The organism is Piscibacillus sp. B03 (assembly GCF_052246295.1).
GTDB lineage: Bacteria > Bacillota > Bacilli > Bacillales > Alkalibacillaceae > Piscibacillus.
In genome coordinates this window covers 1-23723 of the sequence record NZ_JBQQCO010000016.1, presented here as the reverse complement: position 1 = coordinate 23723, position 23723 = coordinate 1, and the positions used below count along the sequence as shown (strand labels likewise).

Here is a 23723-nt window from a genome sequence, read left to right as displayed (position 1 = left end):
TAAAAGGATGACAGTGGAAACACAGCTACCTTATGATAAAGAATATATCACGCAATATTCCGAGCGTCGTAACGAGCCTCAATGGTTCCGCGATACTCGTCTTAAAGCAGCAGACTTAGCTGAAGATTTAGCTATGCCTAAGCTAGAAAAAACACGTATCCGTGACTGGAACTTCACGAACTTCAAGCATGATGTTTCAGGTAAGAAAATCGAAAAATTCGAAGATCTACCTGAGAAAATTCGTGTTTTACTTGGTGAAAAATCAACTAGCGATAACTTAATCATTGTTCGTAATAATGATGTAGCTTACGCTAGTTTATCAAAAGAATTAGAAGATCAAGGTGTTGTTTTTAAAGATATTTTCACTGCAATGAGTGAAAACGAAGACCTTGTCAAACAATATTTCATGCAAGAAGGCGTTTCTGTTGATGAAAACAAATTAACAGCTCGTCATGCAGCATTATTAAATAGTGGTGTGTTCTTATACGTTCCTAAAAACGTTCAAGTAGAACAACCAATTCAAGTGGTTTTCTGGCAAGAGGACCCAGAAGCAGCACTTTTCAACCACGTGTTATTAGTTGCGGATCAAAACAGTGAAGTCACTTATGTTGAAAACTATGTTTCTCAGAACAAAACAGAACAATCAGTTGCGAATATCGTAAGTGAAGTGTTTGTATTAGATAACGCAAAAGTATCTTACGGTGCAGTTGATAACTTTGAAAAAGGTACGACAACTTACGTGAACCGTCGTGGTCGCGTTGGTCGTGACGCAAGACTTGAGTGGGCATTAGGCCAAATGAACGATGGAAATACAATTTCTGAAAACCTAACTCACTTATTAGGTGATAACGGAATTTGTAATGCTAAATCAGTTTCTGTTGGCCGTGGTGACCAGAAACAAGACTTTACAGCTAAAATCGTTAACCATGGCAAGGAAACTGACGCTTATATCCTACAACATGGTGTTATGAAAGATAAGGCTGCATCGATTTTTAATGGAATTGGTAAAATTGAGCATGGTGGTACGAAGGCGAACGCTGAACAGGAATCACGCGTTCTTATGTTAAGCGAAGGCGCACGTGGTGATGCGAACCCAATTCTTTTAATTGATGAAGATGATGTAACTGCAGGTCACGCAGCATCAGTAGGTCGTGTTGATCCAATCCAGTTATTCTATCTAATGAGCCGTGGTATTTCACAACAAGAAGCAGAGCGCTTAGTGATTCATGGTTTCTTAAGCCCTGTTGTTAACGACATTCCAATTGAAACGGTTCAAAATCAGCTACGTGAGGTAATCGAAGGGAAAGTTTATTAATGTTAAATGAAACAGTTCGCAAACAATTCCCAATTCTAGCGCAGGAAGTTAACGAACATTCATTAGTATATTTAGACAGTGCAGCAACTTCTCAAAAGCCTCAATCAGTGATTAATGCGGTGACAGAGTATTACGAGCAGTATAACTCAAACGTTCACCGAGGGGTTCATACCCTTGGCTCAAGAGCAACTGAAGGCTATGAAGGTTCACGTGAAAAAGTTAAATCTTTTATCAATGCGAATAGCATTAAAGAAGTCATTTTCATGCGTGGTACCACAACAGCGATTAACACAGTCGCTCACAGTTATGGTCGCGAGAAACTTTCTGAAGGCGATGAAATTGTTTTAACTAAAATGGAGCACCATAGTAATATCATCCCTTGGCAACAAGTGGCTAAAGTTACTGGAGCGACATTAAAATACCTTCCACTTCAAGAGGATGGAACGATCTCATTAGATGATGTCCGTGAAATGGTAACAGATCGAACTAAAATCGTTGCGATGACACAAGTTTCTAATGTATTAGGTACCATTAATCCAATTAAAGAAGTGGCTAAGATCGCTCATGAGAAAGGTGCTGTCATCGTTGTTGACGGTGCGCAAAGCGTTCCACACATGAGTGTAGACGTTCAAGACTTAGACGTTGACTTCTTTGCATTCTCTGCTCATAAAATGTGTGGCCCAACAGGTGTTGGTGTTTTATACGGTAAGGAAGAGCTTTTGGAAAACATGGAACCTGTTGAATTTGGTGGTGAAATGATTGATTTCGTTAACCTGTATGATTCGACTTGGAAAGAGTTACCGTGGAAATTCGAAGGCGGAACACCTATTATTGCCGGTGCCATTGGGTTAGGCGTTGCGATTGACTTCTTAAACGAAGTTGGAATGGAAGCCGTTGAAGCACATGAGCAAGAGTTAGCAAACTATGCGTTAGAACAAATGGAACAAATAGATGGCATCACAATCTACGGTCCTAGAGAAAGAGCTGGCTTAGTAACATTTAACTTAGATGATGTTCACCCTCACGATACAGCAACAGCTCTTGATTCATTAGGTATAGCGGTACGTGCCGGTCACCACTGCGCACAGCCCCTAATGAAAGAGTTACAAGTTACAGCTACTGCAAGAGCTAGCTTTTATCTGTATAATAGTAAGCAGGATGTGGATCAACTAGTAGATGGATTACGCAAAACAAAGGAGTATTTCGGTGATGTCTTTTAATAACTTAGATACACTTTACAGACAAGTGATTATGGATCACTATAAGAATCCGCGTAACCGTGGAAAAATTGAAGGTGACCATATTACAATAGAAATGAATAACCCAACATGTGGTGATCGTATTGATCTGCAACTTAAGGTTGAAGATGGTCTGGTTGAAGATGCTAAGTTCGAAGGTGAAGGGTGTTCAATTTCAATGTCATCAGCTTCCATGATGACGCAAGTAATTATCGGGAAAAAAGTAGAAGATGCGATTAAAATCTCTAAAATGTTCTCCGATATGATGCTTGGTGAAGAAGTGAATACAGATGATTATAAATTAGAGGATTTAGGAGATATTCAAGCTCTACAAGGCGTTTCTAAATTCCCAGCAAGAATCAAATGTGCAACATTAGCTTGGAAAGCAATGGAACAAGGTGTTGAAAAGGAAGACCAGTAAGCTGGTTTGGCACCTAATTATTCAAAGGAGGGGTACTACATGGCTAAAAAGGCACCAGAAGTAGGCGATTATAAGTATGGTTTCCATGACCGTGACGTGTCTATTTTCCGTACTGAGCGTGGTCTAACGGAAAACGTTGTTCGTGAAATCTCGGCAAGAAAAGATGAACCTGAATGGATGTTAGAGTATCGTCTAAAAGCTTTAGAAAAATTCTATAGCAAGCCAATGCCTCAATGGGGCGGCGACTTAAACGAGTTAGACTTTGACGAAATCACGTACTATGTAAAACCATCTGAACGTACTCAACGTTCATGGGATGAAGTACCTGATGAAATCAAGCAGACGTTTGATCGTTTAGGTATTCCTGAAGCAGAGCAAAAGTATCTAGCAGGTGTATCTGCACAGTACGAATCAGAAGTTGTATACCACAACATGGAGAAAGAATTAGAAGAGATGGGTGTTGTATTCAAAGATACAGACACAGCACTTAAAGAAAACGAAGATCTTTTCAAAGAGTACTTCGGTAAGCTAATTCCAGCTTCTGATAATAAGTTCTCAGCACTTAACACAGCTGTTTGGTCAGGTGGATCATTCATCTATGTACCGAAGAACACAAAGGTTGAAACGCCTTTACAAGCGTACTTCCGTATTAACTCTGAGAACATGGGTCAGTTTGAACGTACGTTAATCATTGTTGATGAAGGAGCTTCTGTACACTACGTAGAAGGTTGTACAGCACCAGTTTACTCATCAAACTCACTACACAGTGCTGTAGTAGAAATTTTTGTTAAGAAAGATGCTTATTGCCGTTATACAACAATCCAGAACTGGGCAAACAACGTTTACAACCTAGTAACAAAGCGTGCGTCTGCTGATGCAAACGCAACAATGGAATGGGTTGACGGTAACTTAGGTTCTAAATTAACAATGAAATATCCAGCAGTTCTTCTTAAAGGTGAAGGCGCACGCGGTATGACATTATCCATCGCGTTAGCTGGTAAAGGTCAGCACCAAGATGCTGGTGCGAAAATGCACCACCTAGCACCAAACACGTCTTCTACAATCGTTTCGAAATCCATCTCTAAACAAGGTGGTAAAGTAACATACCGTGGAATCGTACACTTTGGTAAAAATGCTGACGGTGCACGCTCTAACATCGAGTGTGACACATTAATCTTAGATAACGAATCAACATCAGATACAATTCCTTACAACGAAGTTCTAAATGAAAATATTTCATTAGAGCACGAAGCGAAAGTATCGAAAGTATCTGAAGAACAATTATTCTATCTCATGAGCCGCGGCATTTCTGAAGAAGAAGCAACAGAAATGATCGTCATGGGCTTCATCGAGCCATTTACAAAAGAACTTCCAATGGAATATGCGGTTGAAATGAACCGTCTAATTAAATTCGAAATGGAAGGTTCAATTGGTTAATCTTAGTTGTTGATATAATAGGATTTTGAGTGCGAGGAATAAGCTTATGATAACGCAGTGATAACGTTATTGATTTAAAAAGCTTATTGCCTCGTGCTTTTTTTCTTTATATAGATGCCCGTAGGTGTTAATGGTTTCCTGGATGTTATCATGTCTCATAAGAGATTTAAGGACGAATATATCGACACCTTGGTTAGCTAAGTAGGAAGCAAAACTATGACGTAAATCATGAGGAGTAAATTCAGGGAATACTTTCTTAAACGCTTTATGAAAGACAGCATAAGATATAGGTCTTAACCCACCAAATACCTGGTAATTTTCATTAAAACCGTAATAGCCACTACGTTGCTCTTTTTTAATTTCTATTAACATATCAATTAAAAAGTCAGCCAACGGAACAATATCTTCACTGGATGTCGTTTTAGGTGGACCGAACTCTTTCTTATAAAAGTCGAGTGTTTTATTCACATCTGCTTCTTTTGAATCGAGGTCAACATCCACCCATTGTAATGCGGCTGCTTCTCCTACTCGCAAGCCTGTAAAAAACATAAAAATACACATTTGTTTAAATACTGGGTTTTCAAAGTCCTTCACTCGGTTTTCTAGGTCTGATCTTCTAATATACTTATGCTTTCTTTTTGGTCTTTTAATTGGAGGGACTCCTTTTGCTGGATCTCTTTCTAAGTCAAAATATTTAATCGCATGGTTTATAACGATTTTAAAACCTGAATATACAGTCCGAGCAGATTCACTTGAATTTAACTGTTCCAATAAATAGTGTTTAAAATCTAAACATTGTTGAGTTGTAATATCCTTCATTTTTAATTGGCCAAACTTACCTTTCATGTGTCGGTTATATTCATTTATCCTTCTGCGCTCAGTTTTAGGTTTAAGCTCGCTATGTTTAATGTTATGGTAAAAAACATGTTCAAAAGTGGCATCAGGAGACGAGCCGTTTTTGTGCTCAACTATAAATTCTGCTTCAGCAAGTTTAGCATCTTTTTCTTTTTTAAACCCCCTTTTCATTTTCTGCTTAGGTCTCCCGTAAATATCTTTATACCAAACAATAAAATAATAGGTGCCTCGTTTTTCATCTTTATATACCGGCATAAAAATCATCTCCTCTCACTCAAAAGAAATATAAATAGACAACGGGTTAAAGTACATCACATGATGATCACCCACTTTCATTTTTTCTCCGTATTTTTGTTTATAAGCTTGAATGCAATTTTCTAAAAACTCTTCAGTAACTTCTAGATATTCAGCAACCTCATATCTTGATTTACACCCATGCAAAAAAGCATCTAGCAACTTTTCTGGAGGCACTAATCTATTATAAGCCCATAGTCTCGCTAACTTTTCTTGCTTAACATTGGTCGTCTGTGATTGATCTAAGATGTCGCCAGCAGTTGTAAAGTGGTGGCCGAGTTCTTCAGCCAATACACAAGTTTTTTCAATCGAAGTTTCGATTTTACTATTTAGCCATATGACGTTATCTCCGTATAATCCTTTAATTTTCCCTTTTATAGGTGTTTCTTTTAATAGAATGTTATTTTCTTCGATTTCTTGTAATAAAAGCTCGTACACAGGCGAACCTCCTAGTCGTGATTTCTTTTTGATTTTAAGAATTCTTTGAAGCGTTCAATCTCTTCAAGTTCCTCCTCAGTCCAGTTGTCGCTATCGTGATGAGCTGCGATTGTCTCTACTTTATAAGATTGTTTAGTTTCAGCCGCCATATCATTAAGTTCAGCTTTTTTAAACTCTAAGTATTTATCAACATCACCTTTAAAATGTTCAGGTATTTCTTCATTCCAAAGTTCATACTCAACCAGAAATTCAGGAACCGACATTTGAAAGAGACTAACAATGTCCTCTAGTGTTTCTGTTGTTAGTGGGAATTCGTCTAACTCATACTTTTTCAAAATATCTGGAGCTATTTTTATTGCTTCAGACATTTCCTCTAGAGTTATTCCTTGTCGTTCCCTTTCTTCTTTTATCGCCCAACCAGTATTAAATATGTCTCCTCTGCCTACGATGTCGTCCAGTCTTACTCTAAAATAGTTTGCAACACGTTGAAGCTTGTCCACTGATGGGGAGTTTTTATCCCATCTGTAAACAGATCCTCTACTTAAACCTAATTCCTTTTCTAACATAGGTACAGATATTCCATTTTTTCTGCATAGCAACTGGATATTCTCCACTATTGACATAGCTTTATAAAACCTCCTAAAAAATTTTAACTGTAAATTTGTGAATAACCAGTTGACAAACTGCAAATATGCAGTTAATATTAGTCATATCAGCTTAGTTATTCGCAAAAAAGGCAACAAAAAAACTGAGGTTCATTGAACCCTAACTGAAAATCGTCCCCCAACGATTACTATTTAGTTTGCCTTCTTGTTAATAGTAGAATATTTTCAGTCAACAGTCAATAACTAAGCTGAAAATTTTACAATAAATGAAAGTGGGTGATTGTAAATGTCTAACTATACAGAGTTCGGTGCTGAAGCTAGAAAGATAATGTTGCTAAAAGGGATTACCATGACTGAACTCGCAAACGAATTAGGTGTATCTACAACTTACGTGTCTGAGATTTTTAAAGGTACTAGAAATGGTACGAAGTACAAAGAGCGAATAGCGGAATTTTTGGGTATGCATCAAGTTAACGGGAGGTGACCCTGTTGAAACATTTTTATAACGCTGATGATATAGCGGACTTATTACAATGTTCACAACGAACAGCATATTACCGCATACAGCAGATGAACAAAGAATTGGAACAAAAGGGCTATTACATTGAACAAGGCAAAATACCGATTCTTTATTTTCATGAGAAATATCCTTATATACCTAAAACAGAAAGCGAGGTGAAATCTTTATGAGTTCAGTAACCGCAAAAATGACTTGGGCAGAATGGATAAGGTTAGACAATCGGATTGAAGACATTTTATCGATGGACAGTGATCAGATGAAATTAGAACGTTTCGAGCTATTAAAACGTGACCTGGAAGAAGCTTATGACCTTAAAAATGATGTAAGAGCTAAACGTATGTACAACCGTGTTAAATCATTGACCCCGAAAGTGGTGGGTTAGTTAAATTGCATATTTCAATAGGGAGAGTGATTTTATTGTCACAATCGCATTTTTCTCTAGAAGAACAACTGGAACGTCAAATGGCCGGTATGAAATATTTGTTAGATCGCGCTAGCATTGCTCAGCGTTACAAAGATTACGAGCAGGCTAAGGGGTTTATGAAAGTGCTGCACAAATCGTTTCATGAAGCTATGGATTTACAAGCCAAAATTGAGGTCAGTCATCAATTGGAACAGTTTGCTGAAGAGATGAAAGCGCAAGGTGTCCAAGCGCACCATTTGATGTATCGCGTGAATAAGTAGAAAGGGTGGGTCGCTATGACAAAAGAGTTAGAGCATCCAGATGTCACAAAAGTACGTGACAAAGGATATGTTGAAAAACGTGAAATCTACGGTACCGATCTGCTCGGTAATGAAGTTTTTATGGATGAGGAGATTTATATATTAGGCAATGATGAATTTGTGGGAGCTCACAATTTAAGTGAAGATGCTCGAGAAATCTTAGAATATATCGGCGCTATGAAACTAGACGCAAAAGATTAATTTGAAAGGGCGTGAGGTCATTGAAACAAACAGAGCTGAATCAGTTGGAAGTAGATGCAAAAGACACCTTAGATATTATATCTGAAATTAATAAACTAAAAGAAAATCTTGAGTGTATTAATCAGGTAGATGTTGTTAAGTTTCAAACTTGGAACAACGAAGTCATTTTTAAATCAACAACTGGAAATCTAACAGATGCTATGAAAACTTTGTATGTTCAAGAAACACAGACCAAAATTAAACATCTTGAAAGAAAACTTCAAGAATTATGGACCAAATAAAAAACCCACTTTCTAAGCGGCAACTTAGATAGCGGGCATTAGAAAAAACCTATTTAAGAAACAGTTTATCCTAAAATCAATTTTTTAACAAGAAAGGGAGAGATAAATGGATATTAAATTAACGATTGAAGCGCCAGATTTAGCTTCAGCCATTAACCGTTTAGCTGAAAGTCTTGAAAATCAATCCATTCCTACGTCAGTTAGTTCTACTGAAGAATCGGCTAAGCCTGAACCAACAACTAAAACTAAAAAAGAGGACAAGCCAAAAAAATCCTCCTCTAAAAATAAGAAAGAGGATAAGCCTAAATCACAATATAGCTTAGATACTGTAACGACTAAAACGCGTGAATTCATTCAAGCTGATAAAGAAAATAGACAGTTACTTAAATCGTTCTTAGATGAAAAAGGTGTATCTAAAGTGAGTGAATTACCAGAAGAGCACTATGACGAATATATGAAGTTTGTTGAGGAGAACTTGTCATGAGTGTCAATCATGCTGAACGTGATCACGCCATCCTCTCTGCATCTGGAGCTCATCGTTGGCTGGTTTGTACAGCTGCTCCATCTGCAGAGAAAGGCATTGAGGATAAAACAAGTGTTTATGCAGAAGAGGGAACATTCGCTCATGAATTGTCTGAATTACACTTTGCCCACCTCTACCAAGGGATGTCGAAGCGTAAGTTCAATATTGAACTGAAGAAGATGAAAGAGAATGAATATTACTCTGATGAATTGCACGACTACGTTAAAGAGTACGTTGAATTAGTCCAGGAACGTATAAATGAAGCAAAAGCAAGGGCTGAAACCCAGCCAACTTTAATGTTTGAAGAGAGGTTAGACCTTAGCGATTACGTTCCAGAATCATTTGGGACGGGTGATGTAGTAACGTTTAATGGTGGCGTTCTTGAAATTATCGATTTGAAATTCGGAAAAGGGATTGAGGTTTCAGCAGTTGGAAATCCGCAACTAAGATTATACGCACTTGGTGCCTTATCCATATTCGACATGATTGAAGATGTTAAAGAGGTCATTATGACCATCATTCAACCTCGTCTAAACAACGTATCTTCAGATCACATGTCAGTAGAAGAATTAAAGCAGTGGGGTGAAAACTACGTTAAGCCTCGGGCTGAAAAAGCCTGGAATGGCGAAGGTGAGTTTGTTCCCGGAGAGCATTGTCGTTTTTGTAAAATCAAACATACCTGCCGTGCGAGGGCAGAAGCTAACTTGAACATCCCAAATAAATTTAAGGATCCTCATTTATTATCTAAAGAAGAGATTTCAGAAGTGTTGTTCCAAGCAGATGAGCTACAAAAATGGGCAAAAGATGTTCAAGATTGGGCTTTAAGTAAAGCAACAGACGGTGCTGAGTTTGACGGTTGGAAGCTAGTAGAGGGACGAAGCAATCGTAAATATACCGATGAAGATAAGATTAAAGAAATTCTTGAACAGGATTACCCTAAAGATAAATTTGTAGTTGAAAAAGTTCTACCGATTTCTAAGCTTGAAAAAGCCATAGGTAAGAAAACAGTGGAAGAGATACTGAGTGATTATATTGTTAAACCGCCAGGAAAACCAACATTAGTACCTGAGTCGGATAAACGCCCGGCTCTAGCAGTTAAAGCTGAAGATGAGTTTGATGAAATTAAAAACTAATTTATAAAGGGAGAGATTTTTCTATGAAACGAGATGGAACAAAGGTTATTACAGGTAAAGTACGTGCAAGCTATGTCAATATTTTTGAACCGAAGGCGATCAATGATGGAGATGATGAGAAATATTCCATGTCAATCATCATTCCAAAGTCTGACACTAAAACGATTAAATTAATTGAAGAAGCGATTGAAGAGGCTAAAGAGGAAGGTAAAGCTAAATTTGGTGGTAAAATCCCTAAAAACCTTAAAACGCCATTACGTGATGGGGATGAAGAGCGTGATGATGAGGCGTATGCCGACAGCTATTTTATTAATGCAACAAGCAAACAAGCACCAGGCGTTGTCGATCAAAACAAAATAAAGGTTACAGATTCTACGGTTGTATATAGCGGATGTTATGTTCGTGTATCTATTAATTTCTATGCTTTTAATGTTAATGGAAATAAAGGTATTGCTGCAGGTTTAAATAACGTTCAAAAGTGGGCTGATGGTGAGTTCCTAGGTGGCCGTGCTGCAGCTGAAGATGAATTCGACGAACTCGAAACCGAAGAAGACGATTTAATTTAACAGAGCATGGGGGCTTTAATGAGTCCCCTTTGCTTTACCTGAAAGGTTGATTGAATGCCAAAAACATTAAGTATAGATATCGAAACCTATTGTGAATTGGATCTTAAAAAAGTAGGTGCTTATCGTTACGCCGAACATGAAAGTTTTGAAATATTAATGATTGCTTTTGCAGTTGATGATGAGCCAGTCAGAATTATAGATATGACTCTTAGAGACCAGCCTGAATTTGAAGATTCAGATATGGGAGATGATTATTACTTTCTACTTAAAGCGTTAACAGATCCAAACATCATCAAAACAGCCCACAATGCTAACTTCGAACGTGTTTGTTTAATGAGTTATTTCAATATTAATGCTGACCCAAAACAGTGGCGTTGTACAATGGTTGATTCTACACGAATCGGATTGCCTGCTGCACTCGGACAAGTAGCAGAAGTGTTAAAGCTTGACGAGCAAAAAGATACAGCGGGTACCCATTTAATAAACTATTTCTCAAAACCTTGTAAACCAACAAAGGCTAACGGTGGGCGAACAAGAAACCTACCTGAACATGATCCGGAACGTTGGGAACAGTTTATGAACTACTGTATTCAAGACGTTGATACGGAGAGAGCGATTCGTAAAGTCATTGATAATTTCGAAGTTCCTGATCATGAACAAGAACTTTGGTCTATAGATCAACAGATTAATGATCGAGGCGTTGCGCTAGACGTAAAGTTGATGGACGGTGCTGTCCAGTGTGATAAGGAAACTAAAGAGTCCATCATGCAAAAGGCCGTTAACATTACCGGTTTAGAGAACCCAAACAGTCCTTCGCAATTACTCGAATGGCTGAATCAACAAGGTGCCAACATGCCTAACCTCCAAAAGGCAACTGTTGAAGCTCAACTTGATCATTATAAAGAAGGACCAATCCATGAAGCCTTGAAGTGTCGCCAAGAATTGTCTAAAAGCAGTGTCAAAAAATATAGCAAAATGAAAGACATGGTATGTTCTGACGGTCGTGTTAGAGGGATTTTACAGTTTTACGGTGCATCTAAAACGGGCCGATGGGCAGGACGAGGTGTTCAGGTTCAAAACCTGACTAAAAATAAAATGAGTTTAAAACGTATAGGTGTTGCTCGTGAATTGATTAAGAATCATGATTTTGAAGGCCTTGATTTAATCTATTCAGAATCACGTCAAAATATCCTCAGTCAATTAGTTAGAACATGTTTTATTCCGTCACCAGGATATAAATTTATTGTCTCAGATTTCTCAGCAATTGAGGCTCGAGTTATTGCCTGGTATGCAGCCGAAAAGTGGCGACTCAATGTTTTTGAAACTCATGGAAAGATTTATGAAGCATCTGCTAGTCAGATGTTCAAGATTCCAATTGAACAGATTACCAAAGGATCAGATGAAAGACAGAGAGGTAAAGTAGCAGAATTAGCATTAGGTTATCAAGGTGGTCCTGGTGCCCTCATTAGTATGGGCGCTTTAGATATGGGAATGGATGAAAGTGAATTACGGCCACTAGTAGATAAATGGCGTGAAGCTAACCCTAATATCGTGAAGTTTTGGTACGCCTGTGATGATGCAGCACTTAGAGCTGTCAGGGATAAAAAAATTGTTAAAACGCACGGGTTAACATTTCGGAGGGACCGAGGTTTTTTATTTATCGATTTACCGAGTGGACGAAGCCTAGCTTACGCTAAACCTCACATCAAAGAAAATAAATTCGGGCGACCAGCAGTTGCGCATTACGGATTGAATGAAAAGAATAAGTGGGCACGTGTTGAAAGTTATGGAGGTAAATGGGTGGAGAATATTGTACAGGCTACAGCTCGAGATATCCTAGCCATTTCAATGAAACGTCTTGAACTCGAAGGTTATAAAGTGGTGATGCACGTGCATGATGAAGTTGTCGTAGAAGTACCTCAAGACGACGATAACGCATTAGAAGATGTTGAACGGATCATGAGTCTCCCGCTCGATTGGGCTGAAGGCTTACCGCTTAACAGTGACGGGTTTGAATCTGAATTCTATATGAAAGATTAGAGGTGTTATAGATTGCTTGAAATTGTTGAAGGGTCGTTAGATGAGTCTAAAGAAGAAATGAAACTTTTGTTAAAACAAATACGGTCAAGGTTATCTCAGTTTAGAAAGGGTACCCATCATTCTAAGAGAACGGATCAGCAGCAATCATACCTAGATAAATGGGATGCGTTTTTAGACCGTTTTAAAGTATCACAGATGGCTCCAGTTAAAGTTGGCCATATCATTATAAATTATAAAGTCTATGGACAACTCATCAAAAAGTTAAAAGGTTTTTCAGTTCAATGTGAACTTCAGGATCGCTGCCTGGTAATCTATTATGAAAAACCATCGGTAAAAGGTGAGATGAGATTGTTTGATATCTCTCATTTAACGAAGGAAATCGTAGAGAATAAAGACTTTTTTCCACGTGCGGAAATTATAGATTATTAGAGTCGGAAAGGAGTTTCTAGCATGTTACTAGCAATAGCAAGTGTAGCGGTTCTGATAGGGACGTGTTTATACCTACAGAGACCTAAGAAATAGGAGGGAAGACATGGAAGATAAAGAACGGTTGGAAGGAATTAAAAATCGAGTTCTTATAAATCAAGATGGTATTACAGATGAATTAATCAGCTATGAATTGTCGCCTGAAGATTATTGGGAATTAGTCCGACAAGCTGAACGTGTTGAGGAATTAGAAACACTAGTCCAAAAGTTAGATGAGCAACGTCAAAAGATGGGTGGAAGTCATCAAGAAACGATTCGAGATTGTGGGAAGTTGCTAGAACAAAACCAACGCTATCGTGAAGCTCTAGAGTTTTATGCTGATAAAAAAACTTATCAATTGGGTGTAAATATATCAATGGGAGCAGCGCACCCAAGACACGAACCTATCAAATATGATAGTGGCGAAAAAGCACGTCAAGCTTTAGATGGTGATCATCAATGAATACTAAATCATTCCTTGCCCAATGTTGCAACATTGTTGTAGAAGTGAGCAGTAATGAATCAATTGATTATTTATTACATTGCCCGAAATGTAGACAATCAGACAATGTTATGGAACTTTTTTATAACTTTGAAGAAAAAATAATCAAGAATGAGAAACAAAGAAAGCAGTGATCAATAATATGACTCTAGCATTAGCTCTAATGATTATGAATCCTACTACGAATGAAGCTGTGATACCAACACCACTGAGACCAGAGCCTATTATTCAAGTATCACATGAAGAACCGAGATGGATGGACTTTAAAGCAACTGCCTATACGTCCACTTGTGAGGGATGTACTGGTAGAACGTACACGGGTTTTGATGTACGTAGCTCGATTTACAAAGACGGTCAAAGAATTATCGCGGTGGATCCAGATGTAATTCCTCTTCATAGCAAAGTAGAAATAGACACTGGTAATAGATTAATAGAAGCTGTGGCGTTGGACATTGGCGGAGCGATACAAGGCAACAAAATTGATTTGCTGGTTGAGACAGAAGATGAAGCTTACCAATGGGGTGTAAGAGACGTGAAAGTGAGGGTGATTGAGTGAAAAGAGTTTTGGATGCATGTTGCGGTTCTAAAATGTTCTGGTTCGATAAGGAGCATGAGGACGCTTTATATATGGATAACCGAGAGCTAACAGATGTTTTATGTGATGGTCGAACATTGAATGTTAATCCTGATATAATCGCTGATTTCAGAAACATGCCTTTTGAAGATGAAACATTCTATTTAGTTGTATTTGATCCACCACATTTACTAAAGGCTGGAGAAGATTCATGGTTGGCAAAAAAATACGGAAAACTAGACGATCTTTGGCAATTTGATATACAGCAAGGGTTTAACGAATGTATGAGAGTTCTAAAGAAGAACGGTACACTAATTTTTAAATGGAATGAAGATCAAGTCTCATTGCAAGAGGTTTTGAGTGCGATTGATTACAAACCCTTGTTTGGTAACAGAAGATCAAAAACGCATTGGTTAGTATTTATGAAATAGAGTGAGGGTGATTAAATGCTTTATTTATATGATCCAAAAACCAATATATTAACACCCACAGATTACACATCGCTTGAAGGAATAACGGGCTCCAGTAGATCCACTTTAATGAAAGCTAAATCGAAAGGCGGAAAGTTGCGCACAATCGATTGCTATATTGTCGATGAGGATATCACAAGACAACAACGTTACGAGTGGTATAGCCAGGTCACTTTTCCAGACGAATACTGGAAAGTGATTGACGGTTCTGATAATCATTTCAAAGTTTCCAATTATGGCCGGGTTAAGAGAATATATAAACGCGGCGCTGAACGGTATATGATGCCGTATCCTCGTAAACAAGCTAATAATTTGTTACACGTTAAGTGCCGATTTCAAGGTAAATATAAAGATCACGCTATTCATCGATTAGTAGCTCATCATTTTATCGGTCCTTGTCCTGAAGGTATGAGAGTTTACCACAAAAACAATATTAAAACCGATAATTACGCTGGTAATCTAACTTATATTACGCCTGTTGAATTAGGGAAAAAGACTGGATTTAGATCCTCTAGCCGTCCAGTAGCAAAATTGGACCCTACTACAGGTGAAGTGATTGAAGAATACCGTTCAGCACGTGAAGCGGGACGTAAAAATTTTTTAAGTTATTCTGCTGTTCTTGACAGTTGTCATAATAGGTGGAAAATTTACGATTTCAAATTTGCTTTCGTGGATGAAATTGAATTATCAAAAGAAATAGAAGGGGCGACATAAACTTATGAAACTGTCAGAATATCAAAAACAGGCAGAACGGACGATTAATAATTATAGTTTAGAAGAGTTCGCAATGGGCTTAGCAGGTGAAACAGGTGAAGTTGTCGATGGGCTGAAAAAAGTTTTATATCATGGTCACAAGCTCAACCATGAAGAGATTTCAAAGGAGTTAGGAGACGTCCTTTGGTATGTATCAGCTATTGCCACAACACTTGAGTTGGATTTAGATCAAATAGCCATTAAAAACATTGAAAAGCTTCGGAGACGTTACCCAAATGGTTTTGAACAGGAACGATCTGTACATCGAGGTGAAGACAATGGTTAAAGTAACAAGCATATCCAGAGATGTTAAGACCTTATATGCTGGTAGCGATATTGTTGATGTTAAGGTATCTAATTACATCTACTTTATCCATTTTATTATTGTTCTGGAAGGTCGAAAAACAGACCATAAATTAACAGTAGAAACTACTGAACACATAACATTTGAACGCGCTGAAGAGATGGTGATGGAACAGTTGCAGCTAATAATTGATATGTTCAACAAGATGTAATCATGTGAAAGTAAGGTGAAACTATGCTTGAACACGTTAGAGATGTACAGCGAATTAAATATGACGGAGATATAAGCTTATCAACCGCTGATCATCGTATGTCGATGAATTGGACGAATCGAGAAATGACTTGGTCCGATTTTCTTAAACGAATAAGTGAAACCGTACGAACGAAAGAAACAGCAGACGAATACCGCCAAATGACTAAGAAGCGTCAAGATGAAATAAAAGACGTCGGTGGTTTTGTCGGTGGTCGATTAAAGAATGGACGGCGTAAAGCTGATAAGGTGTTTAATCGCTCCATGTTAACGCTAGACATTGATTATGGGGAAGAGGGGATGGCCGACATAGTTGATATGTTATTTGGTCATGCTTACGCTCTTTATTCGACTCATAAGCACCAAAAGAAACAGCCTCGTTTACGTTTTGTCGTTCCACTATCTCGACCAGTTACAGCTGAAGAATATGTGGCAGTGGGTAAGAAGGTGGCTGAACAGATAGGGATTGACTATTTTGACGATACAACGTACCAACCTCATCGACTGATGTATTGGCCGAGTACGAGCGCAGATGCTGAGTTTTATTTCACTTACACAGATACGGAATGGTTGGATCCAGATACGGTTCTTCAAAAGTACGTTGATTGGCGAGATCCAATAGAATGGCCAAGTTCATCTAGACAGCAACGAGATTATAAAAAGTTGGCTGATAAACAAGGTGATCCATATGAAAAACCTGGTTTAGTTGGAGCCTTTTGTCGTGCTTATAGCATCCCAGAAGCAATTGAAAAATTCCTACCGGATAAATACGAACAGTATCAAGAAGGTCGCTACACCTATAAAGAAGGTAGTACAGCTGGTGGATTGGTTTTATATGATGAAGGGAAATTTGCTTATTCTCACCACGGGACCGATCCAACAAGTAACCAACTCGTTAACAGTTTTGATTTAGTTCGAATTCATTTATTCGGTGAGCGTGATGAAGATGAAGCGCCAGATAAACCGGTGAATAAGTTACCATCTTATACAGCTATGCGTGAGTTTGCCCAAAAAGATGAGGGTGTTAAGGAGTTAGCAGCTAAAGAACGACTCAGTGCTGCACAAGATGAATTTGAAGAAATCGAAGTGGATCCCGAAGAACAGAAAAACCTAAAGAAGTGGACCAAGAAACTCAAACTCGATAAACAGGGTGAGGTTGAAGCTAGTGTCCCTAATATTGTACTCATTCTAGAAAACGATCCTTTTCTGAAAGGGAAAATTGCCACGAATGAGTTTAGTAATCGTCTTATGATTTTAGGTAACATGCCCTGGAGAAAATCCAAAGGTGACACCTGGACAGATGGGGATGATGCCGGATTACGAGATTACTTAGAAAAGTTCTACGGGATCTATAACAAAAGTAAGACGGAAGATGCGGTCAAAGTTATCTCAGAACGTCATAAGTTCCATCCCATTCGAGAGTATTTAAATAAGTTAGAGTGGGACGGGACAAAACGTCTAGACACATTATTCATCGATTATTTAGGCGCAGAAGATAATGAGTTAAACCGAGCTGTAACGAGAAAAGCTTTTTCAGCTGCAGTTGCACGTGTCATGGAACCAGGCATTAAATTTGATTATATGGTGACGTTATATGGTGCTCAAGGGATTGGTAAATCGATGTTGATTAACCGAATGGGGAAAAATTGGTTTAGCGATTCTCTTACAACCATGAGTGGGAAAGAAGCTTTTGAAGCACTACAAGGGGCTTGGATTATCGAATTAGGTGAGTTATCGGCTACAAGAAAAACAGATGTGGAGTCCATTAAGCATTTCATCTCAAAACGTGAGGACCGTTTTAGAGTTGCTTATGGACGCCACACGGAGGAGTTCCCTCGTCAATGTATATTCTTTGGAACGACCAATGATGATAACTTTTTAAAGGATAAAACAGGCGGTCGCCGTTTTTGGCCAATTACGGTAAAAGCTGAACGACGTAAACATAGGTGGTCAGATTTGACCGATGAGGAAATTGATCAGTTATGGGCAGAAGCGAAGCATTATTATGAAGAAGGAGAACCGCTTTATCTGAGTGATCGTTTAGAAGCAGAGATGCGACTTATTCAAGAAGCTCATACGGAGGAATCGCCATGGTACGGTTTAGTAGAGGAATACCTGGACACTTTATTACCAGAGGACTGGGAAGATATGGACTTAGCTGAACGTCGTATGTTTTTAAACGATGATTTTGGAGAGTCAAAAGGAACCGTTAAGCGAGATCGTGTTTGTGCCTTAGAAGTTTGGTGCGAATGTTTAGGGAATGATATTAAACAGTTTAAAGCAGTAGAGCGTAGAGAAATTAATGACATCTTACGGAGAATGGAAGGTTGGAAAAAGTATGACGACAACAAAAAGGGAACGTTGAGATTTGGAAAAATATATGGTGTTCAACGAGCTTATATTCGAGAAGATGATAACGATTTAATCTAAAAACAGGTGTGGGCGTATTCAAGTTTTAGTGTGGGCAGAGTTAAAAAAGTGTGGGCGTAATAAAATAATAAGCGTGGGCGTTGTGGTTGGAAATTAAGATACGCCCACACCTCACGCCCACACCTTAAAAGCGCACTATATAAGGGTTTATATCTAAGTGTATGCCATGTTAACCATTTTTAATATATAAATAAATAATAATACACAGGGAGTATATACGTACCCCTATACGCCTAATCACGTAAATATAGTATGCGTGTAAAAAAACGCCCACTTTGCCCACACATAAAAATTGGAAGGTGAAAAACGACATGCGAGAAAGAGATGTTGAGAGATACTTAAAAACAAAAATTGAGTCGCTTGGAGGGTTATGTTTAAAGTTTGAATCTCCAGGTTATTCAGGAGTGCCTGATCGCCTTTGCCTCTTACCAAAAGGGAAGCTATTTTTCGTCGAGGTTAAAAGACCAGGTGAGACATTACGAAAGCTCCAGGAAAAACGCAGAAAAGACTTTCAAGCTTTAGGGCATCAAGTTTACGTTGTTGATAGCAAGGAATCTATTAATCAACTAATTCAAGCAAACGGGGAGTGAGTTAATGCCGCAGGAATTTATCCCTTACGAGTATCAAAAATACGCCATCGAACAGATCATTAATCATGAAAGGTATGCATTGTTTCTGGATATGGGTTTAGGTAAGACGGTTTCAACACTAACAGCTGTAGAACAATTAATTTACGACCATCTAGAAATTGAGAAGGTGTTAGTGGTGGCACCGTTACGAGTGGCCAAGCATACCTGGGACCAAGAAATTTTTAAATGGACCCATTTGAACCATTTACGTGTCTCTAAAATACTTGGCAATGAAAAGCAACGTAGACAATCCCTTATGAAGGATGCTGATATCTACATCATTAACGTTGATAATCTCGTATGGTTGATTAACCATTTTCAAAATAGAAAACAGGATTTGCCTTTTGATATGTTGGTGGTCGACGAGCTTTCTGGATTCAAAGATCCAGACTCAGAACGGTTTAAGCATTTACGAAAAGTAAGCCCTTTGTTTCGACGATTTGTAGGTTTGACTGGAACACCATCACCTAATGGTCTACTAGACTTATGGAGTCAGATTTATTTGATTGACCGTGGTGAACGGTTAGGTCAAACACAAGGATATTATAAAATGCGCTACTTTTATCCTATTCAAAATGGAAGAGGTTATCACAAAAAGTACGTGTTAAGACCTGAAGCTGAGAAAAATATATATGAGTTAATTAGCGACATATGTGTCAGCATGAAATCTGAAGATTATCTAGATTTACCTGAACGAATCGACAACATTGTAACCGTCCAGTTATCTAATAAAGAACGAGCTTTATATAATCAGCTTCAAAAAGAAAAAATTCTTGAATTCGATGAAGGGGATATTGTAGCAGATAATGCAGGAGCGTTGACTCAGAAGCTTTTACAGTTGGCTAACGGGGCGAGTTACAACGAAGATCAAGGCGTACAAAAAATTCATAATCGAAAATTAAAAGCCCTAGAAACGATTGTCGAAGAAGCACAGGGGCAGTCAATATTAGTATTTTATAGTTTCCAACACGACCGTGATCGAATCAAGAAGAAATTTAAAAATGCCGTACAAATAGATGATCACGATGATGTTATCGCAGATTGGAACAAAGGAAATATTCAAATGTTATTAGCTCATCCTGCATCAGCCGGACACGGTTTAAATTTACAAGAAGGTGGCCATATCATGGTGTGGTTTGGCCTACCGTGGTCTTTAGAGCTATACCAACAGGCTAATGCAAGATTAGACAGACAAGGCCAAACAGAAACGGTGATCGTTCATCACATTTTAGCCGAGAATACGATTGATCAGCGAGTCCTGAAAGTCCTTCAAGGAAAAGAAAAAGGGCAAAATGATCTGATCGATGCGGTTAAAGCCGAGATAGATAAAGTTAAAAGTGAGGTGTCTTGAATGCATATTACTGAAAAACAATTGAAACTAATAACAGAAACAGCCTCTCAAGAAGCCATTAAAGCTTACCGAGAACATGAATCTAAACAACAGAAAGAGAAGCATGATCGTCGACTCAGAAACATCAAATTATTACTTAGAAACTATCGCATGTTTATCTTACATTGTCGTGATGTTAAACAAGATTTAATAGAATTAGAGAGACCCAAGGATATTATCGAAGAGCTTGAAGCGGATGAACGTGCTATTGAAGCTATTAAACGCAGCAAAGAGCGAACCTTAATTATGGTGAACTTCATTAATGAGATGTTGGCCGTTTATAAACTAATTTGCGAGCGTTCAATTAAGCCAGAAGTCAAACGTCGCTATGATATCATCCACCAGCTGTATGTCTCTGATGAGGAAAAGACGGCAAAAGAAATTGCGACATGTCACTTTATCGATGAAAGAACCGTTTATCGTGATGTAAATAAAGCTTGTGAGACCTTGTCAGCTTTGATGTTTGGCGTTGACAGTATTAAGTTTAACAGCTAGCAATCCATGTCATAAACGTGTCAGTTACATGTCAGTTAAAAGGTGTTACTATAGTAGTATCAAATAATTATGACAACATATTTATTTGCAAATTTTCTTGATGAATTCCCCCAAAACTAACTGTTACAGCCTTCAGTTAGTTCATTTGACACCTACGTTAGTGTGGGTGTTTTGTTTTTATAAAGAAGGAAATATATCCCTTTTTGTCGAAAATTATATGAAAAAGGGGGTGTATTGAAATGAATAGTAAAACAACTTATATTAATTCGTTAGAAATAGCTACATCTGCTGTAAATGAATTTAATTATAATAAAGATATAGGTTATTTAACTTTCGTAACTCCAATTGGTTATATCAGTGGTAAATTTTTCGAACTTAAAGAAATAGACCTTTCATCAGAATTAGGCATAGAAAAGGAATTAAAGAAGCAAATTGACGAACAAGGAAAGTTTGACATTGATGTTTTCTCTATAGCTAATGGAGTGTATGAGAGTATAAAATCTAAAGATAACAAGTATGGTTCATGTGCTATTGTACTTGAAGATGTAACTATTAGCAGTCAAACAGGGAATTATCATTCCAACCAATTTGTAATTTTTACTGATCAAATAATTGGAGTCATACCGGCAAAACTTTAAATTATATAAATTCAAATATTTCATTTCAGACATCTCTTAATGAGGTGTCTTTTTTGTGGTGATGAATATGCCTGAATATAAAACTAGAGAACAGAAACGTAAGTTCTATGATAGTAAAGCATGGAAGTTATTACGCGAAGATATTAAGAAACGTGATAACTATGAGTGCCAGGAATGCAAACGACAAGGACGAGTTACAATCGACACAAATGAATACAGTGAGTCTGCTAAACGCAAGAAGATCATGTTGGTTGTTGACCATATTAAAGAGTTAGAAGATTATCCAGAGCTAGCGTTAGATCCTGATAACCTAGAAACTAAGTGCGTTAAGTGTCATAACAAAAAGCATGGAAGGTACATTCATTATTCAAAGTGGAGAAAGAAACCAAAGTGGGATGATGAATGGTGGTAGACCCCCGCCCAAAAAGTTTCGCGATTTTTTCGATCGGGGGCACCGGTGCAGGGGGCTCGATTAACCAACTTTTTTCCGAAAATTTCACGTGAGGGGGGTGGGCATGTGTGACGAACAAATTAAGAATCGATGTGAGCACCGATAAAATCAAGGATCATTTGATGTCTAGGATCGATACATCCGATCCTGTTGAAGTCGAAAAAGTTGGTAGGTACTTAAAGAATATTGAGATGTATAGACGGATGGCCAAAACCGTCAAAGAAGAGGGTGTGTCAATCACGATCAAAAACGCTAGTCAATCATTTGTAAAATCCCACCCTCTAATTAGCGAGATGAACAAAGTAAATGCTGCCATAATCAATATCGAACGAACGTTCAATTTTATCGATGGGGACGAAAATAAAAATAAACAGTATTCAGCAAGCGATTTGATCTAACATGAAACTGAAAAATAAACACGTTGAGTTTTATATGAACCAATACAAGACTGGCAAGATTAAAGTCAGTCAGTATTTGGTTCTTTTATTTTCATATCTGAAAAATCATGTCCTCAATCGAAACGATCTTTACTTTGATGAAGTTACTCATGAACGTTATATCGCTTTTACAGAAAAAAACTATTTTAAGCTACAGCCATTCCAAAAATTTATAACAGCATTTGTCTTTTTATATTACAAAGAGGGACATCATCCATTTTTTGAACAGTTCTTTTTGTATATGGCAAGAGGTGCTGGTAAAAATGGTTTGATTTCATCATTAACGCATTTTTTTATAAGCGATCTTCATGGTATTGAAAATTATAATGTATCAATTGTGGCCAATAGCGAGGACCAAGCGAAAACGTCTCATAAAGAAGTATTTGATGTTATTGAACGTGATGGTAAGAATGGTGTGTTACAATCTCTGTTTCGCCATACCAGGTCAGAAATTGAAAGCAAGACAAATGGAAGCATTTTAAAATTTCATACATCTAATGCCAAAACAAAAGATAGTTTACGTGATGGCTGTGTTATTTATGATGAGGTTCATGAATATGAAGATTCAGCTATCGTTGATGTGTTTTCTTCTGGTTTAGGTAAGGTCAAACATGCCAGAGAATTCTTTATCACAACGGACGGGTTTGTTCGTGGTGGTTATTTAGACGATCTAAAAGAACGAGCTATTCGTGTCCTTAAGGGTGAAGCACCAGAAGATCATATATTTGTATTTATGGCTTGTTTAGATAATGAAAAAGAGTTGGATGATGAATCATGTTGGCAAAAAGCTAATCCAATGTTTCATCCTCCATTGGGTGAATACGCTCAAGAATTATTTAGAACCGTTAAACGTCAATATATTTCGCTCGGAAACTCAAAACCCTCAGCAAGAATTCGTTTTATGACAAAGCGAATGAATACACCAGCTACGGATCTAACCACTTCCGTTGCTACTTGGGAGGAAATCGAAGCTACTAACCGACCATTCCCAGAGTTAAAACATCGTACAGCTGTTGGGGGTCTAGATTTCGCCTCTATTCGAGATTTTGCTGCTGTTGGACTGTTGTTTAAAGTTGGTGATGATTATGTTTGGAAAACACATTCTTTTATTCGAAAAGGATTTTTAGATGCTGTTGAATTAAATCCACCGATATACGATTGGGAAAAAGAGGGTTTATTAACAATCATTGATGAACCGGTCATTAATATTAAACACATTGTTGATTGGTTTGTGGAAATGCGTGAACATTACGGGGTTAACAGAATCGTGGCCGATACATTTAGGCTGGATTTGGTCAAAACCGCATTAGAAGCGGAAGGGTTTGAACTGATTTATATTCGAAATC

The 23723-nt window shown here is 37.9% G+C and carries 32 protein-coding genes; 29 read left to right on the top strand and 3 right to left on the bottom strand.

Features of this window, described 5'->3' with window-relative positions; all coding sequences use genetic code 11:
• The first annotated feature begins 7 nt into the window (after nt 1–7).
• Genes sufD through sufB form a run of 4 tightly spaced genes read left to right on the top strand, consistent with a single transcriptional unit; the run spans nt 8 to nt 4411 of the window.
• Complete coding sequence (sufD, locus tag ACTWQB_RS11535; protein ID WP_443139338.1) at nt 8–1315, top strand: Fe-S cluster assembly protein SufD; 1308 nt, start codon at nt 8–10, stop codon at nt 1313–1315.
• Complete coding sequence (locus ACTWQB_RS11530; protein WP_443139337.1) at nt 1315–2535, top strand: cysteine desulfurase; 1221 nt, start codon at nt 1315–1317, stop codon at nt 2533–2535. Before sufD ends, ACTWQB_RS11530 begins: the two co-directional genes overlap by 1 nt.
• Nucleotides 2525–2974 carry a Fe-S cluster assembly sulfur transfer protein SufU gene (gene sufU, locus ACTWQB_RS11525; protein WP_443139336.1) on the top strand — a complete coding sequence of 150 codons (450 nt, stop codon included), beginning with the start codon at nt 2525–2527 and terminating at the stop codon, nt 2972–2974. The genes ACTWQB_RS11530 and sufU overlap by 11 nt, the downstream gene beginning before the upstream one ends.
• Nucleotides 2975–3013: 39 nt before the next feature.
• On the top strand, nt 3014–4411 hold the full coding sequence (sufB, locus tag ACTWQB_RS11520; RefSeq protein ID WP_443139335.1) for a Fe-S cluster assembly protein SufB: 1398 nt from the start codon (nt 3014–3016) through the stop codon (nt 4409–4411).
• A 66-nt stretch (nt 4412–4477) separates the two neighbouring features.
• Here sufB and ACTWQB_RS11515 read toward each other — a convergent pair whose 3' ends face one another.
• From ACTWQB_RS11515 to ACTWQB_RS11505, 3 genes are read right to left on the bottom strand one after another with little or no spacing between them, the layout of a single operon-like run.
• Nucleotides 4478–5521, bottom strand: coding sequence for a tyrosine-type recombinase/integrase (locus ACTWQB_RS11515; protein ID WP_443139334.1), 1044 nt, complete (start codon nt 5519–5521; stop codon nt 4478–4480).
• Between the two features lie 15 nt (nt 5522–5536).
• A complete protein-coding gene (locus tag ACTWQB_RS11510; protein WP_443139333.1) occupies nt 5537–5998 on the bottom strand; it encodes an ImmA/IrrE family metallo-endopeptidase in 462 nt (153 codons plus the stop codon).
• Nucleotides 5999–6009: 11 nt separating this feature from the next.
• Nucleotides 6010–6621 (bottom strand): helix-turn-helix transcriptional regulator, encoded by a 612-nt coding sequence (locus ACTWQB_RS11505; RefSeq protein WP_443139332.1) that lies wholly within the window; start codon nt 6619–6621, stop codon nt 6010–6012.
• A 268-nt stretch (nt 6622–6889) separates the two neighbouring features.
• Here ACTWQB_RS11505 and ACTWQB_RS11500 point away from each other — a divergent pair, with 268 nt between their 5' ends.
• The 25 genes from ACTWQB_RS11500 to ACTWQB_RS11380 all read left to right on the top strand — a co-directional run.
• The gene (locus tag ACTWQB_RS11500) at nt 6890–7087 is read left to right on the top strand and encodes a helix-turn-helix domain-containing protein (RefSeq protein WP_443139331.1); all 198 of its coding nucleotides are present in this window, start codon (nt 6890–6892) and stop codon (nt 7085–7087) included.
• 5 nt (nt 7088–7092) lie between these two features.
• Nucleotides 7093–7293, top strand: coding sequence for a hypothetical protein (locus tag ACTWQB_RS11495; protein WP_443139330.1), 201 nt, complete (start codon nt 7093–7095; stop codon nt 7291–7293).
• Nucleotides 7290–7505: a hypothetical protein gene (locus ACTWQB_RS11490; protein ID WP_443139329.1), complete on the top strand. Its 216-nt coding sequence runs from the start codon at nt 7290–7292 to the stop codon at nt 7503–7505. Before ACTWQB_RS11495 ends, ACTWQB_RS11490 begins: the two co-directional genes overlap by 4 nt.
• A 35-nt stretch (nt 7506–7540) precedes the next feature.
• Nucleotides 7541–7807: a hypothetical protein gene (locus ACTWQB_RS11485; protein ID WP_443139328.1), complete on the top strand. Its 267-nt coding sequence runs from the start codon at nt 7541–7543 to the stop codon at nt 7805–7807.
• 15 nt (nt 7808–7822) lie between these two features.
• On the top strand, nt 7823–8047 hold the full coding sequence (locus ACTWQB_RS11480; RefSeq protein ID WP_443139327.1) for a hypothetical protein: 225 nt from the start codon (nt 7823–7825) through the stop codon (nt 8045–8047).
• 20 nt (nt 8048–8067) lie between these two features.
• On the top strand, nt 8068–8328 hold the full coding sequence (locus tag ACTWQB_RS11475) for a hypothetical protein (protein ID WP_443139326.1): 261 nt from the start codon (nt 8068–8070) through the stop codon (nt 8326–8328).
• A 106-nt stretch (nt 8329–8434) separates the two neighbouring features.
• Complete coding sequence (locus tag ACTWQB_RS11470) at nt 8435–8812, top strand: hypothetical protein (protein ID WP_443139325.1); 378 nt, start codon at nt 8435–8437, stop codon at nt 8810–8812.
• Nucleotides 8809–9984, top strand: coding sequence for a DUF2800 domain-containing protein (locus ACTWQB_RS11465; RefSeq protein ID WP_443139324.1), 1176 nt, complete (start codon nt 8809–8811; stop codon nt 9982–9984). The genes ACTWQB_RS11470 and ACTWQB_RS11465 overlap by 4 nt, the downstream gene beginning before the upstream one ends.
• Before the next feature lie 23 nt (nt 9985–10007).
• The gene (locus ACTWQB_RS11460) at nt 10008–10550 is read left to right on the top strand and encodes a DUF2815 family protein (RefSeq protein ID WP_443139323.1); all 543 of its coding nucleotides are present in this window, start codon (nt 10008–10010) and stop codon (nt 10548–10550) included.
• 54 nt (nt 10551–10604) lie between these two features.
• Nucleotides 10605–12590, top strand: coding sequence for a DNA polymerase (locus ACTWQB_RS11455; protein ID WP_443139322.1), 1986 nt, complete (start codon nt 10605–10607; stop codon nt 12588–12590).
• A 12-nt stretch (nt 12591–12602) separates the two neighbouring features.
• Nucleotides 12603–13019 carry a hypothetical protein gene (locus ACTWQB_RS11450; protein WP_443139321.1) on the top strand — a complete coding sequence of 139 codons (417 nt, stop codon included), beginning with the start codon at nt 12603–12605 and terminating at the stop codon, nt 13017–13019.
• A 103-nt stretch (nt 13020–13122) separates the two neighbouring features.
• The gene (locus ACTWQB_RS11445) at nt 13123–13518 is read left to right on the top strand and encodes a hypothetical protein (RefSeq protein WP_443139320.1); all 396 of its coding nucleotides are present in this window, start codon (nt 13123–13125) and stop codon (nt 13516–13518) included.
• Between the two features lie 181 nt (nt 13519–13699).
• Complete coding sequence (locus ACTWQB_RS11440) at nt 13700–14113, top strand: 3D domain-containing protein (protein WP_443139319.1); 414 nt, start codon at nt 13700–13702, stop codon at nt 14111–14113.
• Nucleotides 14110–14562 (top strand): class I SAM-dependent methyltransferase, encoded by a 453-nt coding sequence (locus ACTWQB_RS11435; protein WP_443139318.1) that lies wholly within the window; start codon nt 14110–14112, stop codon nt 14560–14562. The genes ACTWQB_RS11440 and ACTWQB_RS11435 overlap by 4 nt, the downstream gene beginning before the upstream one ends.
• Nucleotides 14563–14670: 108 nt before the next feature.
• Nucleotides 14671–15315, top strand: a complete 645-nt coding sequence (locus ACTWQB_RS11430) for an HNH endonuclease (protein WP_443139317.1) — start codon at nt 14671–14673, stop codon at nt 15313–15315.
• Nucleotides 15316–15319: 4 nt separating this feature from the next.
• Nucleotides 15320–15640 (top strand): nucleoside triphosphate pyrophosphohydrolase family protein, encoded by a 321-nt coding sequence (locus ACTWQB_RS11425; protein WP_443139316.1) that lies wholly within the window; start codon nt 15320–15322, stop codon nt 15638–15640.
• Complete coding sequence (locus ACTWQB_RS11420) at nt 15633–15869, top strand: hypothetical protein (RefSeq protein WP_443139315.1); 237 nt, start codon at nt 15633–15635, stop codon at nt 15867–15869. The genes ACTWQB_RS11425 and ACTWQB_RS11420 overlap by 8 nt, the downstream gene beginning before the upstream one ends.
• Before the next feature lie 23 nt (nt 15870–15892).
• Complete coding sequence (locus tag ACTWQB_RS11415) at nt 15893–18337, top strand: VapE domain-containing protein (RefSeq protein ID WP_443139314.1); 2445 nt, start codon at nt 15893–15895, stop codon at nt 18335–18337.
• A 311-nt stretch (nt 18338–18648) separates the two neighbouring features.
• Complete coding sequence (locus ACTWQB_RS11410; RefSeq protein ID WP_443139313.1) at nt 18649–18927, top strand: VRR-NUC domain-containing protein; 279 nt, start codon at nt 18649–18651, stop codon at nt 18925–18927.
• A 4-nt stretch (nt 18928–18931) separates the two neighbouring features.
• Nucleotides 18932–20317: an SNF2-related protein gene (locus ACTWQB_RS11405; protein WP_443139312.1), complete on the top strand. Its 1386-nt coding sequence runs from the start codon at nt 18932–18934 to the stop codon at nt 20315–20317.
• A complete protein-coding gene (locus ACTWQB_RS11400; RefSeq protein ID WP_443139311.1) occupies nt 20318–20851 on the top strand; it encodes a hypothetical protein in 534 nt (177 codons plus the stop codon).
• A gap of 239 nt (nt 20852–21090) precedes the next feature.
• Nucleotides 21091–21489 (top strand): hypothetical protein, encoded by a 399-nt coding sequence (locus ACTWQB_RS11395; RefSeq protein WP_443139310.1) that lies wholly within the window; start codon nt 21091–21093, stop codon nt 21487–21489.
• A gap of 67 nt (nt 21490–21556) precedes the next feature.
• Nucleotides 21557–21901, top strand: a complete 345-nt coding sequence (locus tag ACTWQB_RS11390) for an HNH endonuclease (protein WP_443139391.1) — start codon at nt 21557–21559, stop codon at nt 21899–21901.
• Between the two features lie 107 nt (nt 21902–22008).
• On the top strand, nt 22009–22338 hold the full coding sequence (locus ACTWQB_RS11385; RefSeq protein WP_443139309.1) for a P27 family phage terminase small subunit: 330 nt from the start codon (nt 22009–22011) through the stop codon (nt 22336–22338).
• 1 nt (nt 22339) lies between these two features.
• A partial coding sequence (locus ACTWQB_RS11380; RefSeq protein WP_443139308.1) for a terminase large subunit domain-containing protein occupies nt 22340–23723 on the top strand: 1384 nt, incomplete at its 3' end.

What these genes read in the sequence shown, in the direction of transcription:
- ACTWQB_RS11410 (WP_443139313.1), top strand. Translation starts at nt 18,649, where the DNA reads ATGCGAGAAAGAGATGTTGAGAGATACTTAAAAACAAAAATTGAGTCG.
- sufD (WP_443139338.1), top strand. Translation starts at nt 8, where the DNA reads ATGACAGTGGAAACACAGCTACCTTATGATAAAGAATATATCACGCAA.
- ACTWQB_RS11470 (WP_443139325.1), top strand. Translation starts at nt 8,435, where the DNA reads ATGGATATTAAATTAACGATTGAAGCGCCAGATTTAGCTTCAGCCATT.
- ACTWQB_RS11395 (WP_443139310.1), top strand. Translation starts at nt 21,091, where the DNA reads ATGAATAGTAAAACAACTTATATTAATTCGTTAGAAATAGCTACATCT.
- ACTWQB_RS11430 (WP_443139317.1), top strand. Translation starts at nt 14,671, where the DNA reads ATGAAAGCTAAATCGAAAGGCGGAAAGTTGCGCACAATCGATTGCTAT.
- ACTWQB_RS11420 (WP_443139315.1), top strand. Translation starts at nt 15,633, where the DNA reads ATGGTTAAAGTAACAAGCATATCCAGAGATGTTAAGACCTTATATGCT.
- ACTWQB_RS11465 (WP_443139324.1), top strand. Translation starts at nt 8,809, where the DNA reads ATGAGTGTCAATCATGCTGAACGTGATCACGCCATCCTCTCTGCATCT.
- sufU (WP_443139336.1), top strand. Translation starts at nt 2,525, where the DNA reads ATGTCTTTTAATAACTTAGATACACTTTACAGACAAGTGATTATGGAT.
- ACTWQB_RS11460 (WP_443139323.1), top strand. Translation starts at nt 10,008, where the DNA reads ATGAAACGAGATGGAACAAAGGTTATTACAGGTAAAGTACGTGCAAGC.
- sufB (WP_443139335.1), top strand. Translation starts at nt 3,014, where the DNA reads ATGGCTAAAAAGGCACCAGAAGTAGGCGATTATAAGTATGGTTTCCAT.
- ACTWQB_RS11490 (WP_443139329.1), top strand. Translation starts at nt 7,290, where the DNA reads ATGAGTTCAGTAACCGCAAAAATGACTTGGGCAGAATGGATAAGGTTA.
- ACTWQB_RS11400 (WP_443139311.1), top strand. Translation starts at nt 20,318, where the DNA reads ATGCATATTACTGAAAAACAATTGAAACTAATAACAGAAACAGCCTCT.
- ACTWQB_RS11390 (WP_443139391.1), top strand. Translation starts at nt 21,557, where the DNA reads ATGCCTGAATATAAAACTAGAGAACAGAAACGTAAGTTCTATGATAGT.
- ACTWQB_RS11515 (WP_443139334.1), bottom strand. Translation starts at nt 5,521, where the DNA reads ATGCCGGTATATAAAGATGAAAAACGAGGCACCTATTATTTTATTGTT.
- ACTWQB_RS11505 (WP_443139332.1), bottom strand. Translation starts at nt 6,621, where the DNA reads ATGTCAATAGTGGAGAATATCCAGTTGCTATGCAGAAAAAATGGAATA.
- ACTWQB_RS11455 (WP_443139322.1), top strand. Translation starts at nt 10,605, where the DNA reads ATGCCAAAAACATTAAGTATAGATATCGAAACCTATTGTGAATTGGAT.
- ACTWQB_RS11440 (WP_443139319.1), top strand. Translation starts at nt 13,700, where the DNA reads ATGACTCTAGCATTAGCTCTAATGATTATGAATCCTACTACGAATGAA.
- ACTWQB_RS11480 (WP_443139327.1), top strand. Translation starts at nt 7,823, where the DNA reads ATGACAAAAGAGTTAGAGCATCCAGATGTCACAAAAGTACGTGACAAA.
- ACTWQB_RS11530 (WP_443139337.1), top strand. Translation starts at nt 1,315, where the DNA reads ATGTTAAATGAAACAGTTCGCAAACAATTCCCAATTCTAGCGCAGGAA.
- ACTWQB_RS11415 (WP_443139314.1), top strand. Translation starts at nt 15,893, where the DNA reads ATGCTTGAACACGTTAGAGATGTACAGCGAATTAAATATGACGGAGAT.
- ACTWQB_RS11405 (WP_443139312.1), top strand. Translation starts at nt 18,932, where the DNA reads ATGCCGCAGGAATTTATCCCTTACGAGTATCAAAAATACGCCATCGAA.
- ACTWQB_RS11425 (WP_443139316.1), top strand. Translation starts at nt 15,320, where the DNA reads ATGAAACTGTCAGAATATCAAAAACAGGCAGAACGGACGATTAATAAT.
- ACTWQB_RS11445 (WP_443139320.1), top strand. Translation starts at nt 13,123, where the DNA reads ATGGAAGATAAAGAACGGTTGGAAGGAATTAAAAATCGAGTTCTTATA.
- ACTWQB_RS11500 (WP_443139331.1), top strand. Translation starts at nt 6,890, where the DNA reads ATGTCTAACTATACAGAGTTCGGTGCTGAAGCTAGAAAGATAATGTTG.